This window comes from Waddliaceae bacterium (genome assembly GCA_018694295.1).
Taxonomy (GTDB): domain Bacteria; phylum Chlamydiota; class Chlamydiia; order Chlamydiales; family JABHNK01; genus JABHNK01.
Genome location: JABHNK010000038.1, coordinates 19,004 through 37,677, shown reverse-complemented (window position 1 = coordinate 37,677; position 18,674 = coordinate 19,004). Strand labels below are relative to the sequence as shown.

Sequence of the window (18,674 nt, the reverse complement as noted above, 5' to 3'; positions counted from 1 at the left end):
AATAAGGCTTGAAGAAATATTACGACAACCACGAATGGGTTGACGTCAAAGACGGCGTCGGGACCGTAGGCATCACTGCTGCTGCCGCCAAAGAGCTCGGAAATATCGTATATGTCGAGCTTCCGGAAGTCGGCAGACGCCTTGATGTCGGTGATTATGCCGTCATCGTAGAGTCAACGAAAGCCGCCAGCGAGATATACTCCCCCATCGCCGGAACTGTCATTGCCGTCAATGAAGAGCTTTCTACATCGCCGTCGCTTATCAACAGCTCTCCAGAAGACAAAGGATGGATTTTTTCAGTGACCAGTGACCAGTGACCAGTGACCAGTTATCAGTCTTCTTTTTCCCAAGGAAAGACGATCCAGTCGGTGGTTTCTATTCCCCAATATCGTGGATATTCTTTGCAATGGTCGTAGTTGACGTATAATGTTGCGACGTCGATAGTAGCGACATCATATTCTTCTATTAGTAGTTTTTTAACGCTGTTTATTGTTATCGCTGTGTCGACGACATCGTCGATTAGGAGGATGCGTTTGCCTTCGAGGGATTCTTTCTCTGGGGCGTTCCTTATTATTAAGGAGCCCTGTTTTTTGCCGTCGTACGATTTCGCTGATATCGCCGTAACATTTTTATTGTGAAGCTCTTCGGAGAAAAACACAGTAGGAGCGAGACCTCCGACGCTTATCCCCATGATGACATCATATTCGTCACCATCGATATCGCGGCACATATCCGCAACGACATCCTGAAGTTCATTCCATGTAGGATATAGCATTGCCGGGCTTTCTTCTATAGCGATGGCGTTGGTTGTTCCTCTGCCGAAAACCCATAGCATTGCAGATACTACGCATATAATGATGATGATCGTTGCTGTCGTCTTTATTTTTTTACGGCATTCCATCGTCTTTTCCTCGTTTTTTTTGATTATCGTAAACTATATCATATCATAAAACATGAACCTTTTACAAAACATACTATTAACATATGGAAAAATCAGGTGGAGAAAAACACTCTGAAATTGCAAGCATAAGGCTACGATAATCAGGATGTCCTTTCGGATAGAAGGCGCTTTCTTCATTGCGGTCTATAATAGCATCCATCGTTTGCTTCCAGAGGCTCCCAATAACACGATCATTAGGAAAAAGCGTAAAAGCATAACGCAAACAATCCAACCCTTCAGCATGCTGTCCTTGTTCCATGCGCTCATAAAACTCTTCTTGCAGCTGATCAATAGTCCAGTTTTTATCTTTATCCAGAAGCCAGAGATAACTTGCTTCTTCCGTCCTAATGAATTGCTGATACCCCACCTGAGTTCGCGAGGCATCGTTATAAAATATCAATGCATTATTTATCATAAAAGGAGCGTGCCCTATTCTATTGCATTGTTCTGCTAACATTGCTAGTGACAGCTCATATGTTGGGGCGAGCTTCAATGGAATCTTCTCTAAGATATCAGCACTCACCAAAGTCCCAATGCTTGGGAAATAGTTCTCTTCGGGGAAATCTTCCTTGCACTCTATATTGATATTTCTAACTGCTTTTAAGAGCGGGTCTTTATATAAACTTCCATCGGGAAGAAGCACTCGAGAGCAAATTATTTTCTGGTCTATAGAGTTAACCTCTTGATACCAGCTTTCATGCAATATACATATATCATTCAGCAATAGGACATAGCTATATCGTGCAAACATATGTGCCATCTGAAGATCGGCTTTTTTATCGCTACTTGATGGAATAAAAGAAACAGAGACATCTTCAAAAACATGCTCCCTAATATACTCTTGTTGTGACAAGCTTCCCCCACATATTATATATTCGTGCTGCGGAATTTTCTGGAGGCACACACTTCTTATGATATTTCTTATGTCTTCGACACTGTCGCCTTCACAAAATATCACAAAAGAAATAGATTTCTGTTGCGACACTTCTTCTTCAACACCATCAGGACTAAAATTATCAATAGAAATCCCCGCGCCCAATTCTACAACACTAAAATCATTATTTCTTAACCATCCTGCCACATGGTCAAAAATACGTTTCATAAGCACATCAGCAGGAGCTTGTCGATCATGAATATAATTAGAAATTATATAACTTAATGAAGATTCAAGGCTTTGCACCGCCAAACTTTTCTCAATATATTGCTGGCATTTCCTGACACTGTGAATCCTAGAATAAAGATATGCCATAATCAACAAAGAAGACCCTGTCGCCAACTCTTCATTTGTCCAATCAAAAAAAGGAAATAACTCTTTATACTGCACAGAAAGAATATGTTTGTCGATCAGCTTATTCCAATAGTAACATTGATGTTGACGTTGTTGTTTTTCCATTGGTCTCGGACAATTTAAACTTTCATGCCCACGGCGATACCTCATAAAAAATCTATCAACATATTTTATTCTTAATGCTTTCGACACTCGTAAAAACCACTCTCTGTCCTCAGCTGTCTTCATCTCTTCGTCATAATATCCTTCTTTCTCATAAATACTTTTTCTTATTAAGGCGCCACACAGCAACAGAACATTGCCAATAATATTCTCCAAGAAAAAAAGGTCTCCGCTGCATTGAGTATAGTCTGGTAAAACATTTTCCTTAATAGGTTTTAAGTTTATATCTACAATATATGAATTACCATAGTACATATCATAATCAGGTTCCCTATAATGCCCTTTCAGCAATGAAAATAATGCATCTGCTAAAAGAATATCGTCGCTATCAAGGAACACAATAAATTCACCCTTGGCTTTTTTTATGCCATGATTACGTGCAGCGGAGACGCCTCTATTATGTTTCCTTGTGTATAGCAAGCTTGAATTGTCTTTCTGAAGATCTGCTACTAAAGAAGCTGTATTATCTGAGGAGCCATCGTCGACGATAATTATTTCATGGAATGGCGCCGACTGTGTTATTAAGCTTTGAATAGACTGTGTAATGTAGCGTGCTCTGTTATACGTACACATTATAGCGCTTACCAAAGGGCTTTCTTTGCAATTATCATTAAAATTACATATACCGGAAAATCTTCGCAGTCTTTGATGTTCGTCGTGATGGACCTTGGCGAGATGCAAAGCCTCTTCTATTTCATTTCGAAAGAGGTGCTCTACAATCTTTGCCGAAAGCTGATCAGGAGTATCTTCAACGTCGAGATATGAAAAAATAAGCTCTTTAGCCTGCTCCGGTTCAGTTTTTATCATTTTTTCAGCACCTTCGATTAACGCCAACGCTTTCATCATCGATCCTCCCAGAAATTTTCTATTACACCACGCCTTTCCAGGCTTCCTAAGCTAGAAATGTTTTATTATTTTTAACATCCTAATTTTCTTTCAGGAAGATGAGAATATCAACCACATCTATGGCACCAAAGAGATGACATTCTCTTGTTCTGGCTTTAACATTTCAAAAAGTTTTAGGAAATCACTACCTATCTTTTCGTATGAACATTTTTTTTGTATGTAGTCAGCATTGTCTTTGCTCATTTCAGCGACCTCTTTCTGATGCTCATAAACATAACGTATTATTTCTGTAGCTTTTTCGATGTCTGGTATTGCCCACAAGCACTTTTTATGTTGTTCTTTCAAAAAGCAGTCCCATACCTCTGGCGTATAACGTTTATCTGCTGTAATTGGAGCTATAGCACAAGGGACATAATATGCATGATGTAGATATTCTTTATGAGCGCTATAATCGGTGACGATAACCGGCTTTCCTCGTCTTGCCATCTCACAGACTCCCAGCCCAATACCTTCCCCCTTAGTAAGCTGCACATAGCAATGACTATTATCATAGAGATAATCCATCTCTCGGTCGTTTAAAAGATCTGTATTTATTATTATATTAGGGACATCCTTATATTCGTTTATTAATTTATTCGCCTCTCGTAAGATCGTAATATCATCTTCTGACGCTTCAAAAGGCGCTGTCTTCACATATAACGTGCATCGCGATGAGCTATTATGCGCTTTCAAAAAAGCTTCTATCGTTTCATGCATCCCTTTTCTTGGGTTCCACATTCCTACCATTAAGAAAACGTAGTGATCTGATGGGATATCATCAAAATACAGTTTTTTTTCATCGATATTTTTATCAGGGCAATCATATTTTTTTATTTTGGCGCTGTTATCGATAACCTGATATATTTCTGTTGCTCCGACATTAAGCTTGTTTTTCTTAAAAATTTCGACATTCCATTTAGAGGGAAATATCACATGATCAAAAGTATTAAGTATTTCGATTTGATACTTGGGGACATGTTCATATTCCCACATTGTAAGTGCACACATTTCTATGCTTTTATTTTTTGTTCTTTCTCGCTCATTGAAATAGTACATCATTGTTGTCATCAAAATATGCTCAACAACGCAATCATATTCAATGTTCTGTGAAGCAAGGTAAAATAGTACTTTATCTTCAAAAGAAACTTTAGAGTCCTTTTGTTCAAAAAATGCCTTTTCGAATTCCACCATAACAGGAACGCCCGCTTTGACAAGAGCAAGGATATACTGTTTTGCGCTTTGAGCATATCCTGACGATCCTGGATAACATATATAACGTATTCCTTTTTGATTTTTTTGTATGTATTGTGCAACAAATTGTTGGATTTCTTTATCGTCTTTATATTTATTTATATAGTATGCAATTTCATTAACCCTTCCTTTTGGTGTCAATACCGATAAATATTCACAACGCTGTATATAGTGATAACATATATCAACAATATCCAGATCTCCTGACTGTATGTGGTGAAAATATTCATTAACATCATTAATGTTAACATTCCTACAGTGAAGATATAATATAAAGAAGTTGTAATACCTAAAATCATCGGCAATGGTTTTTTGCACCTCTTCTTTTGTGAAAGCCTCTTCGTATAATTTGTGTGCTAGCCGACATAGCATCTCCATATGTATCGGTCTATTGTTTTCAATAAAGCTTTCAACAAGCCACCGATATAATGCTATATCTTTAATGCTCTCATATTTTTTTGTGTCATAGCGTTCTTTTAACCGGTTGTTAAGATATCGTACGTATATAGGTCCTAAAATTTCCTCGAGTTTCGGAGATATTATTAAGGAATGATATCGCTCATTATGGCCACGCCTGTCGAGCTGTGAAACTTCGTCGGAATATCGCATGAAATTTAGTGCTGATGCTTTGCCGCCGTTTTCATGTAACCTTTTAAGTCCTAAAGCAATCTCATCATCGCGGGGCAATCGCAATAAATATTCTGCGACATACAGATATATTCTTATTAAAAACTCTTTATCAATGTCTTCTTCCATAATCGCAATATCACCTCGCAATTGTCCTTCTATTCTAAGAATTTGTTATAAATTCGTGCTATGCTGGACTAGAATAGCGTATTATGTATAACATGCAGCTATGAAAAAGGCATATATCTTTCTTATCATCTTCTTTGTGGGTATTGTTGGCGGAGGGTTTTTCTTTCGTGGCGAGATTTTCACATCGCTTATCGAGTGGCGTCTTCAGAGTCATTGCGTCAAGGTTTTCGGCGCTCCCATGCGTTATGAGTCGCTGCAATATTGTGACGATGGCGCCTTATATTTCTCTGGCGTAACGTTTTATGATGCTGCCCCTTATGATGAAGGCGGGTATTCTTGCGCTGCCGATGCCCTAGAGATCCACTGTTCTTTGGAGGTCATGAAGTTCCGTTTATCAACCATGGTAGCGATACATCGCCCTACGATATCCGTCATAAAAGGCGAAGGACCTATACCTCCTTTCCCCTTCGACAATGATTCACTCTCTTCTTTTTCTGGCGTTTCTTTTCTTTCTTCGGTGGTAGTGTCTTCGTTTTCTGCTACTGGTGGCAGTGTTATTTTCCAGGACGTTGATGGTTCTGTAGCGCCGGCGCCTGTATCATTCAGCTGCTCCGAGGCTTCGTTTCCCGACCCTTATGCACGCTTGTCGTTATCTTTCGACGGCGTTGATGATGATGGTGATGATGGTATCGTCGTCGTCGCCGAGCGTTGTGACAGCGACATTAAAGCTACAGCAACGGTATCGCGGGCATCGTGTTCTCATCTTTCTGATATCGCAGCTTTTCTCTATGATGACGACATTGCTTTTTCTGCCGATGATGGTGTCATCGACGGAAGTATATCTATTGTCATCCCTCGCCGTCTATGTCCATATCTCGAAGGCGAGCTTATCGTCTCTGATCTTTCCGGTACAGAGACTTCTTACGACCTTGTCGGCACTGCTACCAAGGTGTCGGCGACATTCTCTGGAGACAGAAGACCCCGCAAAAATAATTTTTATGAAGAAAATAGTTTTATTGGCTCTTTGCTGTCGACGACATCGTGTACGCTGTCGTGTCCTGAAGGCATAAACTTTTCACCTTCGTCATACCGCAACATTCCATGGTCTATCGCCGACCTTAAAGGTTCGGTGACGTTTGCTTCGGGAGGTGCTTTTCATTTTTATAGCGAAGGCTCTCTTGTCGAGATGGAGACTTCGGCACCTTTCGTCCTACATGGCCATCTTTCTTCGTCGCGGAATTTCTCTCCTTTCCTTGCTGCCGACATAATAGTATCCCCTGCTGGGGATCCTCCCTGTGCTGTTCGTTGCCGCGGTATTGCAGATGCTGATAAAGAGCATACTCTCTCTCTTTCTTTGGAGAACGTCGGTCCTTATGAGTTCGCTATCGTCCAGCATTTTCTTAATACTCCGCTTTTCGACGACGACATCATCGCCTTGGAGCATGGCACCTTCGATGCCTCGCTTTCTCTTTCTTTCGTCGACAACGTCCCTACTGACATTTCTATCGACTCTTTTTCCTTAAACAGCGCCGTCATATCTTCTTCATACCGACATTCCAAGGCATATATCGGCACAATGTCGGGGAGCCTCACTGCCGACGTTTCCTCTACAGATCCTATTTCCACGGTAAATGCTGCTGTCGATCTTTCCGAGACGTCGTTAGCCATGACATATCGCGAGGAGCGTTTTTCCTTCGAAGACATAACATCTTCATTTTCTATCGCCGATGGCATCGTTGACGATTCTTCGTTGTCGGGAACTTTCGCCGGCATCACTGGAGACATCACCTTCGATTTTTCCTCTTCGGAAGCGATAGCATCGTGTGTGGCGTCTTGTTCTGGTTCCGACGTCGCCGATCTTTTTCCTTCGCCGATGAGAGAGACTTTCGGCAAATGTTTTGCTGACGACGCCATAACTTTAGAGGCTACTTTGTCGCATAGCGATGTTGGTATTTTTGGTGACGGTATTGTTACTGTTACTAATGATGACACTACTGATATGATATCTATTGGCTTCGACAGCAGTAGCGGCTCTCTACAACGAGGGTGGTTCCATAGCGACGGCATCCTCCTCGAGAAATATGTCGCCCCTTTTATCTTCGGAGGAAAAGGGATGTCTCTTAGTGGCACTGCTGACGTCGAAGGAACCCTCGTCCGCGATGTTATCACTTTACAATATAGTGCCAACGACGTTGTCATCGAAAACAGACACTTTAGTGTCGCTGTCGATGCTATAGGAGCGGCGGCGGCGCCAAAAGCCACCCACCATTTTTCTCTTAAAGACGGTACTCATTTCGGATACCTTCCTGTCGACAAGGGCCTTTATCGCGAAAGGCATTCGGGCCTTGTCTTCGACGACATCGACACCGTCGTACACTTCGACAGCAATACCATCGCCATGGAGCGTCTCGACGCCGTCAGTAATGGCGTTGCGCTATCGGGGAGGATCTTCATAGATTTTGCTAGCAAAGGCTCCTTCACCACCGATATATTCATCTCCGACGTCTTATGTCAGCTCAACGATTTCAAGCGTTTCTGTTCACACTTCACCGATGTTGCTACTATAGACATCCCACTGTCCGGCACTATATCCTCTACAGACCTTGAGAGTTCTCTTATAATAAAGTCTTCTCCTGACGACGTATCCCTCGACGCCAATGTCTACGGCGCGCTGAGTTCTGGAGTCCTTGATGGCGAGAAACGCAACATCGCCCTAGAAGGCCTATCGTCGACGTTTGCATATCATCATGCTACTAAGACTTTGTCTTTCCATGAAACAGAAGGAACGATCTTCGCTGGCAACGACACCGTCGGCATCGACAAGTACCGCCTTTACAGCCCTGAAGTCACCGTCTCGGCAGGGCATGGCAATTTTTTCACCTTCGATGCCGCCCTATATAGCGGCGACGACGAGTTCTCGCGTTTCGCGGGGAAGGCATCACGCGATGATGATGAGGACATCACATGGTCTTTAGACGACGACCTTTGTCACATCGGCGGCATCATCCCTCACATCGCCATCATGAAGACATCGCCGAGCTATGGCATCAAGGCTTTCAATTCTACGCCTTCGTGTACATTGACATCGCTTGTCGTCGACCTCCAGCGTCTTTCCAGGGCAGGAATTGTTCCCCTCCACAACGACATCTTGGAGCTATACAAAGACGGATATTCTGCAGGTATTCTGGATGGAAGCTTTTACCACGATGAAAACGACGGAAGCTATTTCTTCGGCGTCGAAGGCGGCCCTGTCATCCTCAATGACGACCAGATCAAAACAATCTCGCTTTCCGGCAGAAAAAAACATGGATCTTGGCTCATCAAAGAGCTTTCTTTCGACGACTTCTCGATGTCGGCCTCGATACACCCTTCTATCGACACGTGGAATATCGACTTCTTCACCATCACCAACGGCGACGCGTTGTCTATAAACCTCACTGGAGAATATAACGTCGCCGCCAACATCTTCAAAGCACACATCAACAATTTCGACGCCGACATCGACGGCCCTATTCTCGACGCCCTTGCCGAGCCTTTACATCATCTCGATCCCCATGGCACCCTCCATGCTTCTGGTGGAGTACAGCTTCACGTAATCCCTAACGAGAAGCTATGGCATATAACGTCGAACCTTGACATCTCCTTCGACGATATCACCTTCGCCGCCATGCCTTCGGCGCCGTCGCCTTTCGACGGCATCGCCCTCGCCTTAAAAGAGCTGAGCTATAGTATCGACAGCCACATGGTATCTCTCGAAGACCTCAGTTTTACCATCCCCGCTGAGCAGCTCTCTCCGTTATCGAGTTTCATCGCCCATGCATGCTCTCTCGGCGACGATGACCCACTTCCTGCCATCCTTACTACTATAAAAGACAAAGGCTCCGTCGAAGGAAGCATCGGCTTTATCGCTACGCCATCGCGATCTTCGTGGAATGTATGCCTTAAGCACGACACATACCACCTTTTCGGCAAAAACCATGCCCTCAGGAATTTCTTCCTAGAATACTACGACGAAAAATTTTCTATGACGACACAATATCGTCACCGCGACCATACGTTCTGGGTTTCTGGCAATGTCGCCTCCGACGCTCCAGACAATGGCGTCATAATCTTCAGCGACGGCGACCCAAGGACGCTACAAAACAAAGGCATATTACCTCTTACGGTCTCATGGAAACGTGACGACAATGGAGAATATACTCTCGACAAAGCTGAAGGAACATTTTCTGGGGTCAGGATATATGCTGTCCCTGCTGAAAGCTCCTCTACCGACATTTTAGCGATAAAGAGTAAGGTACACTTAAACACCAATGAAGCGCAATGGCTTCTACCTCGCAACTTTCAGCGCCATATCGAGGCCTTCGGCATCCGCGACGGATATGAACTCGTCGGCACCTGGAACATCGACAAAAAAAGCAACGTTCCGCTCTCTTTCAGTGGCTCGCTCTGTGGGAAGAACTTCGCCGCTATGGGATATATCTTCGACCGCTTCTCATCACAGTGTGAATATTCTCCAGGAAATCTCACCATCAAAGACCTGCGCGGTGAAGACCTCGCCGGCACTATCACTATACCTTCGATATCGTTCGACAACGATGTGAAAACAGGAAAATATTCTTTTTCGATGCCCTCGCTCCTTGTCACCGACTTCAAACCTTCGCTGCTATATTCTTCAGAACTCGGAAGACCTAGCGGCAATAAGAATTTCATAATATCATCGTTGACTTTCGACGACGTCAACGGAATCGTCGGCGATACCAAGTCATTCTCTGGCGACGGACGCGCCACCTTCTCCAACAGCAAAAAATCTTCTTCTTCGAAGTCTCTCCTTTCCATCCCCAGCGACATTATATCGCGTATAGGCCTCGACACCTCGCTGATGACACCGTCGTCAGGGTCGATATACTATACCATCGAAGATAGTAAAGTTGTCTTCACTAAACTCGATGACGTATATAGTGAAGGTAAAGCGTCACGATTCTTACTGTCTACTGGCGACGATGACACTTCGTACGTCGACTTCAGCGGGAACTTATATGCCAAGATTAAGATGAAACAATATAACATCCTCTTCAAACTCGCCGAGCTGTTTACCATCACCATAAAAGGCTCTCTGATACATCCTTCATACACCTTCCAAAAACAAACGATCTCAGAATCCGAAGAAGACTAAAGAGTAGAATATGCGTTTCATCACACCACTTCTCGATTCTATCGTCGACTTCATATCACCACCAACATGTCTACACTGTGAAAGCCCCCTATTACAACGCGATGCTCTCTTCTGCACGACATGCGGAGAGCTTATGACACTAACACCACACCACGAACGCTGCCCGCGATGCTTCTCGGCACACTACAACACCAGAAGACGGAAATGTTCGCAGTGCACAAAAGAAAAGCCCATCTTCAAAGGATGCGCCTCGGCTTTCGAATACGAAGGCCCACCGGCAACGCTCATAAAAAAAATGAAATACCACAGACAGCCCTTCCTAGCCAAAGGCGCAGGAGCATATATGACAGCACAGCTTATAACACTAGATTGGCCGCTGCCCGATATCATCGTGCCAGTACCAATGCCGCGGATGCGCCTTATCCAACGAGGATACAACCAGGCAAAACTCCTCGCCGAAACAATAGGACATACCATCGAACGCCCCGTCCTCGACATCCTGAATAAACCCTCAGGAGAATACCCGCAAACAGGACAATCACTACGACAAAGAAAAACAATGCCACCAGGAATTATCACCCTGAAAAAAAAGAACGTTCTCAATAACCTCACCGTACTCCTCGTCGATGACGTCATAACAACAGGCACTACACTAAAACAATGTGGCAAAACTATCCTCGATGACGGACCTTGTACTCTTTATGCTATGACATTCTGTAAAACATAAAAAATAGCGGATAGAAATCACCTACACACCGCATTAACATAGCAATCTCGGTCGTCGACTGCTAAAAACTGTTGACGTTTTTGTTATGGTGGTGTAATATTGTGGTTAAAATTGAAATTATTGGGGGTTTTCTATGATGAAGCCGTTACAAAATGAGAAGAAGAGTGCGAAGGGCGAGCGTGAGCGTCGTGTATTGTTAGGTCTTGTTGATTTATACATCAAATCTGGACAGCCCATTGGCTCCAACACTTTGATGGAGAAGGGCTTTAAAGACTTAAGCTCTGCTACCATCCGCAATTATTTCGCACACCTTGAGGATTCCGGGTATCTTCTTCAGCAACATTCTTCTGGTGGTCGCATTCCCACTGACGCTGCTTTTCGTTTATATGCTGATACTAATGCTCATCGTAGCAGCGATTCTGTTAAGAACAAGGAAGCTCGTCGTCGTCTTAAGTCTTTACGTTTTGACGAGACGTCTGAGGTATTATCATATCTCCACAAGGCTGCCGATGTTTTAGGCGACCTTACTGGTTGTGCTGTTTTCATGTCATCGCCACGCTTCGACCATGATTGCATCCATGATTTGAAGCTTGTCGCCATCGACGACAGTCGCTGTTTATGTGTTATCGTCACGGATTTCGGCCTTATACAGACTCATACTCTTCATACTGAGAAGAAACTGAGTTCTTTTTCGCTGAAGAGGATAGAGACATTTTTCCGTCATCGTCTTTCTCAGCATGTCGATATCCCTGAAGAGATAACCCCTGAAGAGCTTGCTCTTGCCCGAAGTTTTTACAATGAGGTGATGGTACGTTATATGATAGGGTACTCGAATTTCACCCATGAAGACATTCATCATGCTGGTCTTTCGAATCTTCTATCATTTCCGGAGTTCCATGATGCTTCTGCTCTTGTTGACGGTCTTGCTTTGTTCGAAAACCCTACAGCGCTACGTTTCCTTGTCAAGGAGTGCCTACACAGCAATGATCTTAGGTATTGGGTTGGCAACGACCTTGCTACGGTGTTACACCCCGACGTTGCCTGCACTGTTATGAGCATACCGTATTATATCAACAACTCCCCTGTTGGCGTCGTCGGGCTTCTCGGCCCTATGCGCGTGCCATACAAAGATCTTTTTCCTATGTTGCGGACATTTTCCGACACAATAAGTACGGCGCTGACGAAGAGTCTTTATACTTTCAAGATATCCTTCAGGCAGCCGCAGAAGGGTTCTTTATATCTTAAGAGCGAGGAGCGCAACCTCCTAGACAACAAATCGAACATACTTTTAGAAGATCATTCACATTAATAAAAAGGGACCACAATAACTATGACAAAACCGAAAAAGAAGACAAAAGAAAAGTGTGCCAAATGCAAAGGAGAAAAGTCTGCTCCTGAAACCGTAGAAAAGCAGGCGGGACCAGAAGTCCCTGTTATGGCGGCGATAGCTGCCGAGGAGCTTTCTGCTCTTAGAGAAGAGCTTAAAGAGGCGAATAAAAAATATCTCCTTACTCTTGCCGAGTCCGAGAATGTTCGTAAGCGTCTTATCAAAGAGAAATACGACCATACGAAGTTCACCATACAAGATATCATCATAGAGTTTTTACCTCCTCTAGACCAGTTTGAGAAAGCCTTACAGTTTGCCGATGGCATGTCTGACGATGTCAAAAACTGGGCGGTTGGTTTTTCTATGATTTTGGAGAAGTTTAAAGAGGTCCTTCATGGCCATGGAATCATGATATACCATACTACTGCTGGTGAGACTTTCGACCCTCATCTTCATGAGGCTCTCGAGACCGTCGAAACCCACGACAGCCCCGACAGCACAATATTAGAAGAGCTTTCTCCGGGGTATAAGATGGGTGACAGGGTGATACGCCCTGCGCACGTCAAGGTAGCAAAGACTCCTATCGTCGAAGATGACGAAGGCGATGCTGCTGACGATGCTGCTGACAAAAATACTGACGAAGAAAAAGAATAATTTACATACAACAAACATTAATTTTTATTTAAGGAGAATATAATTATGACTAAGAAAAAGAGCAATAAAATCATAGGCATCGACCTAGGGACGACGAACTCTTGCATCGCTATCATGGAAGGCGGACAAGCAAAGGTAATAGTATCTGCAGAAGGCTCTAGGACGACGCCATCAGTAGTAGCATTCAAAGGCGACGAGCGCATTGCTGGCATCCCTGCCAAGCGTCAGGCTGTAACGAACCCTGAGAAGACATTATCTTCTGTGAAGCGTTTCATTGGAAGGAAATACGACGAAGTGGAGTCTGAGATAAAGACTGTACCTTTTAAAGTTGTCAAGCGTGACAACGGCGATGCTGGCATGGAAGTTGACGGCAAAACTTTTACCCCTGAAGAAATAAGCGCATACACCCTGAAGAAGATGAAAGAGACCGCCGAAGCATACCTTGGCGAGGAGATCACCGATGCCATCATCACCGTCCCAGCATATTTCAACGACTCTCAACGACAGTCGACGAAAGACGCAGGACGTATCGCAGGACTTAATGTCAAGCGCATCATCCCAGAGCCTACTGCTGCAGCTTTAGCATATGGCCTCGACAAGAAAGTCGAGAAGAAGATTGCCGTCTTCGACCTTGGCGGTGGAACTTTTGATATCTCGATAATGGAGATCGGCGATGGCGTCTTCGAAGTTCTTTCTACCAACGGTGACATGCACCTTGGCGGCGACGACTTTGACAATGTCATCATACAGTGGATGGTTGAAGAGTTCAATAAAGAGCATAACATCGACCTTCACAACGACAAGATGGCGTTACAACGCCTTCGTGACGCTGCCGAGAAGGCAAAAGTTGAGCTTTCGGGAACACAGTCAACGGAGATCAACCAGCCGTTCATCACCATGGACGCAACGGGTCCTAAGCACCTATCTCTCACATTGACACGCGCCAAGCTAGAAAACCTCACGTCCGGTCTCGTCGACAGAACTCGTGAGCCTTGCCTTAAAGCGCTACGCGATGCAGGTCTCGACAAAAGCCAGGTCGACGAAGTTATCCTCGTCGGCGGTATGTCGCGCATGCCTGTTGTCCAGGAGCTTGTTACGACGATCTTCGGAAAAGAGCCTCATAAGGGTGTAAATCCTGACGAAGTCGTCGCTATCGGCGCCGCTATACAAGGCGGAGTTCTTGTTGGCGACGTCAAAGACGTGCTATTGCTTGATGTCATACCTCTAACTCTTGGCATCGAGACGATGGGCGGAGTTCTTACTCCTCTCGTCGAGAGAAATACTACGATACCTACGCAGAAGAAACAGGTATTCTCTACAGCTGCCGACAACCAGCCTGCTGTCACCATCGTCGTCCTTCAGGGCGAGCGCAAGATGGCCAACAACAACAAAGAGATTGGTCGTTTTGATCTCACCGACATCCCTCCAGCGCCACGTGGCATGCCACAGATAGAGGTAGCTTTCGACATCGACGCCGACGGCATCCTCCATGTTTCTGCAAAAGACAAGCAGTCTGGCAAAGAGCAGAGCATAAAGATCGAGGCAACGTCTGGTCTTTCTGAAGACGAGATACAGAACATGGTAAAAGATGCAGAGATGCATTCTGAGGAAGACAAAAAACGTGCTGAAGAAGTGCAGACGCGCAACGAAGCCGATTCGCTATGTTTCCGTGCAGAGAAAGCTCTAAACGAATACAAAGAGAAGCTCCCTGCGGAGATTGTCAGCGAGATACAGGGTAAGATCGACGACGTCAAGAAAGCCATCGAAAGCAACGATACTGCTAAGATGAAGCAAGCGACGGAAGAGCTCAACACCACGATGCAGAAGATCGGAGAGACGATGGCACAAGCTCAAGGCGCAGCACCAGAAGGCGCTCCAGGAGCGGGTCCTCAGCCTTCGGAAGCCCCTAAGCAAGGTGATGATGACATCGAAGACGCCGAAGTCGAGATCCTCGATGACGACGACAAAAAAGAAGATAAATAGAAAACATAAGGCGTACGGACGTTAAGCTTCTAATGCCACAGCGGGTTTTTCCTGCTGTGGCATTTTGTTTTATAAGACATGTAAACGTTTAATTTTAAAAGTCTTGCAATAAATTACGTGATCTATTATAATTTTGGGTATAATTAATTTTCAATCAAGGAGTTCTTAATATGTTACCCGTTTCTGCAAAGCCAAGATTTGATTTCCAAAATACCAATCCCATATCCTTGGGATCTCAAAAACATATAATAAAGCCGTGTAAAGAGATTAAAAATCCGTGGTTAAGAACTGTTGTTGCGATACCGCTATCTATCATTGATATTGCAACCGATATTATTACACTCCCCCTAAGCATATGCCTTACTCTTATTAATAGTATTGAAATAATCGCACGTCTGGCCTTTAACACTCTAGGCTTACTTCTTAATAATGCTGATAAAAAAACGTTTGAAAATAAAATACGAGAAGGCTCCTCAATTTTAGCTATTAATTTGATTTTTGTTGCTCTTACTGCCCTGATATTTAGATGGTCTATTCCTGCCCTAATAATTATTAGTGCTAGTGGTCGTGCTTATTATGACGCTATTAAATATAGTGATGACGCTACTGAAATTTATGATCCTGCTAAACTTTCTAGTTACGGTCCGCAGAGTGGCCCCTTAGTATGCATAGCCCCGAACGCCCGCCGCGGTTATTATTGGACCAATTGCGTAGACTATCGCGCTCGATCTTACTAACACACAAATGTTTGCTGCGATCTCCGCACAATGTTCTGCACAAAAATCTTGGAGTCAATTTGCAGATTTATTTCATGTCATTGGTATTATTCGTATATTTCTGGCGATAGTTTTTACCAAAGAAATCGCTGACGCTCCTATAACCCATGATTGCGACCTATCTTTTCTTTAGCGCCATAGAGTTAGGTAAGATGGCTCAGTGCACGACAAGCTAATAGTTTTAACTATTCGCGAGGAGTAAAATGAGCCAGACTGCCTGACACTATGGATGCTATAGGAAACTGATCCTTTTTTTAAAAAGCTCAGACAAGAAATTCTTAAGCCCTTGCTATTTCTTGTTATTTTTATTTACCAATTTGCTACTATTTGGCTTCACCATATTTCTTTTTGCAGCAGCACATCTACTTTGCTTCTATCCTCGCGAATGTTTTAACATTCGCTCGTCTTTCATCTTCGTATCTGTACCACCGCAAAAACCCTATGGCAAAGGATAGGTCACAATCATGGGTATAACAATTGGCGTAAACATCGCTGTTTTAACAATTGCTCCTGCGCCATAAAGAATTTCATCTACGAAATCTTCTTCAGTGGTTCGGTCATCGCTACGCGGAGTCAGCACCAGCCCTACTACATTAGATCCTAGCCGAGCTACTGTTTCCGCTGTTCTAACAAGAAGAGAAGCATATGGCATGGCGTGTCCCATCACAGCACGCGGTATAACATGAACAGCGCGCAAATAATGATTTCTCATCATCTCCGACGGACTTTCCATTAGCCTTTCAGCGTATCTACTGACATCACCATTCCACGAATTTGATGCCATAGGAGAGTGTTCTACTGGTGATGATCTCATATCAGAAAAACCTTTTTATGAATCTGTAGATATCTTGGTATGTTAAGTATACTAGCAGTGCCATGAGAAGCATCATAAAAGGAAATATCAGGCGTTCCATTGTTTTTGCTTTCAGCGGCTTCTTTGTTATCATTTCTACTAGCGACATGACGACATGTCCACCGTCTAGTGCTGGCAGCGGTATAAGGTTTACCATGGCGAGGTTACAGCTTATAAATGCTAGCCAGAACAGCGCTTCTTTTATCCCTAGCGTCCATCCGTAGTGTATTACCCGTACGATGCCGAGAGGCCCAGCGAACCATTTTGGGCTGATATATCCTGCGACTAGCGCGTGGACAGTACGGTATATCTCTTGTCCTATATTGGCTAAAAGAACGAATGGTGTAGGGTTATAGTTTACGGATTTATCGCGTAGCACTGCGATGCCGAGGATTTTTTGCTGAGCCTGATTTTCTAGCTCTTTAAAGGCGCGTTCACGCATTTCGGTGTCTGCGATTTTTTCTATCTCATGCTTTTGTTTTGCTATCATTTCTTCTATTAATACGCGCTCTTCTTGCGTATACATCTCATTGTGATGCTTTGGCACAACGGGAGTAAGGAGGTGAAGGTTTCCTGAAGAGGTGATATTTTTTTCCGTTCCGATACTGTTTATTATGGCTAGAAGATCTTTGGTATCGATATCTTTGTCGAAGATGTTGTCGGCATCTTTCCACGAAACTTTTTTCTGCGCTTCGGCGTTACGTTCTACGATGATATACACTTGTTTCTTCTGCAGTGCTTCGAAGATCTCGTATGCTCGCTGTACTGGTTTGCCGTCTACGGCGACGATGACATCTCCGCGTTCTAGTGTATTATCGCCTTCTTTGCCGTCAATAACGTTTAGGGATTCTTTGACGATACCTTTTGATGTTATTTCGTATGGAATGAAGATGCTGTCGGCAGCTTTTCCTTCGTTATCTCCGGCGTTATGCCAGTCGCTGATATCGTTTTCCTGGCTTTTTGACAGTTTATATTTTGCGATGTTTTTCTTGGGGACCCTTACCAATACTATTGTATTTTCGCGTTCTACAGTGAGGAGGGCTTTTTCGTCGTTGATAACGTGTGACATGTGCTGCTGGGAATATACCGTCTCACCATCGACCCATAATATCCTGTCACCGTGTTGTATCCCGCTATCTTTCATGGGAGACCCTTTTGGGAAGGGATCTTCTCCTCCGAAGATTTTTCCGTCGAAGATCATATGCTGTGCAGCCCCGAGGACTCCTGCAGTAAGGATTCCTTTATCGAGGGCGCCTGGATGTTGATATGTCTCTACGGTATATGAGAACGGTTTTTTTGCCTTTGTCATGTCGTCGACGATATTACCTTCTACGGTGACGCCGTTTTTAGCTACCATAGCGGCGTATATATGATCTTTGCTGCTTTTGTAGTTATATCCATTGTATGACACTATCTCATCGCCGGGGCGTATGCCGTGGGCATACAGTTCCGACTGTGTGTCTATCCATCCTATCTTCGAGGTGTATTCCGAGAAAGTCTTGTCACGCCCTCCTAATGCCCATATCATCATAAAGACGAGCAGTGCCGCGACGATATTCATCATAGGCCCAGCGAGAGCAACTTTTATTCTATCTATAGGTTTTTTTCCGAAAAATCCGTCTGGGATCTCCGAAGGCTCTATATCGCCCTCTTTTTCTGTACCCTTTATTTTTACATACCCACCGAACGGTATCCAGCCCAGCTTCCATTTGACGCCTTTGTGCTTCCAAGAGATTATCGCCTTTCCGAAGCCTATACTGAAGACTTCTACCGTCATCCCCACTCTTCGTGCCATTATGTAGTGCCCAAGTTCGTGGACAAAAACCACTGCCCCTAATCCAAGCATCGCCAATATAATATATAGTACACTCATCATAATGATCTTCTTTCCTTTTTAGT

12 protein-coding genes are annotated in these 18,674 nt (G+C 44.0%); 7 read left to right on the top strand and 5 right to left on the bottom strand.

Annotated elements, in window-relative coordinates:
* Nucleotides 1-8: 8 nt before the first annotated feature.
* On the top strand, nucleotides 9-317 hold the full coding sequence (gene gcvH, locus HN980_04345; GenBank protein MBT6928706.1) for a glycine cleavage system protein GcvH: 309 nt from the start codon (nucleotides 9-11) through the stop codon (nucleotides 315-317).
* 14 nt (nucleotides 318-331) lie between these two features.
* Here gcvH and HN980_04340 read toward each other — a convergent pair whose 3' ends face one another.
* The 3 genes from HN980_04340 to HN980_04330 all read right to left on the bottom strand — a co-directional run bounded on the left by HN980_04340 (nucleotide 332) and on the right by HN980_04330 (nucleotide 5,282).
* Nucleotides 332-901, bottom strand: a complete 570-nt coding sequence (locus tag HN980_04340) for a hypothetical protein (protein MBT6928705.1) — start codon at nucleotides 899-901, stop codon at nucleotides 332-334.
* Between the two features lie 76 nt (nucleotides 902-977).
* Nucleotides 978-3,236 (bottom strand): glycosyltransferase, encoded by a 2,259-nt coding sequence (locus HN980_04335; protein MBT6928704.1) that lies wholly within the window; start codon nucleotides 3,234-3,236, stop codon nucleotides 978-980.
* 117 nt (nucleotides 3,237-3,353) lie between these two features.
* On the bottom strand, nucleotides 3,354-5,282 hold the full coding sequence (locus HN980_04330; GenBank protein ID MBT6928703.1) for a glycosyltransferase family 4 protein: 1,929 nt from the start codon (nucleotides 5,280-5,282) through the stop codon (nucleotides 3,354-3,356).
* A gap of 100 nt (nucleotides 5,283-5,382) precedes the next feature.
* Here HN980_04330 and HN980_04325 point away from each other — a divergent pair, with 100 nt between their 5' ends.
* The 6 genes from HN980_04325 (at nucleotide 5,383) to HN980_04300 (ending at nucleotide 15,883) form a co-directional block, all read left to right on the top strand.
* On the top strand, nucleotides 5,383-10,455 hold the full coding sequence (locus HN980_04325) for a hypothetical protein (GenBank protein MBT6928702.1): 5,073 nt from the start codon (nucleotides 5,383-5,385) through the stop codon (nucleotides 10,453-10,455).
* A 10-nt stretch (nucleotides 10,456-10,465) separates the two neighbouring features.
* Complete coding sequence (locus HN980_04320; GenBank protein MBT6928701.1) at nucleotides 10,466-11,182, top strand: ComF family protein; 717 nt, start codon at nucleotides 10,466-10,468, stop codon at nucleotides 11,180-11,182.
* Nucleotides 11,183-11,315: 133 nt separating this feature from the next.
* Nucleotides 11,316-12,491 carry a heat-inducible transcriptional repressor HrcA gene (gene hrcA, locus HN980_04315; protein MBT6928700.1) on the top strand — a complete coding sequence of 392 codons (1,176 nt, stop codon included), beginning with the start codon at nucleotides 11,316-11,318 and terminating at the stop codon, nucleotides 12,489-12,491.
* A gap of 21 nt (nucleotides 12,492-12,512) precedes the next feature.
* Nucleotides 12,513-13,163, top strand: a complete 651-nt coding sequence (locus tag HN980_04310) for a nucleotide exchange factor GrpE (protein MBT6928699.1) — start codon at nucleotides 12,513-12,515, stop codon at nucleotides 13,161-13,163.
* Between the two features lie 45 nt (nucleotides 13,164-13,208).
* Nucleotides 13,209-15,146, top strand: coding sequence for a molecular chaperone DnaK (dnaK, locus tag HN980_04305; GenBank protein ID MBT6928698.1), 1,938 nt, complete (start codon nucleotides 13,209-13,211; stop codon nucleotides 15,144-15,146).
* A 170-nt stretch (nucleotides 15,147-15,316) separates the two neighbouring features.
* Nucleotides 15,317-15,883: a hypothetical protein gene (locus tag HN980_04300; GenBank protein ID MBT6928697.1), complete on the top strand. Its 567-nt coding sequence runs from the start codon at nucleotides 15,317-15,319 to the stop codon at nucleotides 15,881-15,883.
* Between the two features lie 478 nt (nucleotides 15,884-16,361).
* Here HN980_04300 and HN980_04295 read toward each other — a convergent pair whose 3' ends face one another.
* On the bottom strand, nucleotides 16,362-16,736 hold the full coding sequence (locus HN980_04295; GenBank protein ID MBT6928696.1) for a hypothetical protein: 375 nt from the start codon (nucleotides 16,734-16,736) through the stop codon (nucleotides 16,362-16,364).
* Between the two features lies 1 nt (nucleotide 16,737).
* The gene (locus tag HN980_04290) at nucleotides 16,738-18,651 is read right to left on the bottom strand and encodes a peptidase (GenBank protein MBT6928695.1); all 1,914 of its coding nucleotides are present in this window, start codon (nucleotides 18,649-18,651) and stop codon (nucleotides 16,738-16,740) included.
* Nucleotides 18,652-18,674: the final 23 nt, after the last annotated feature.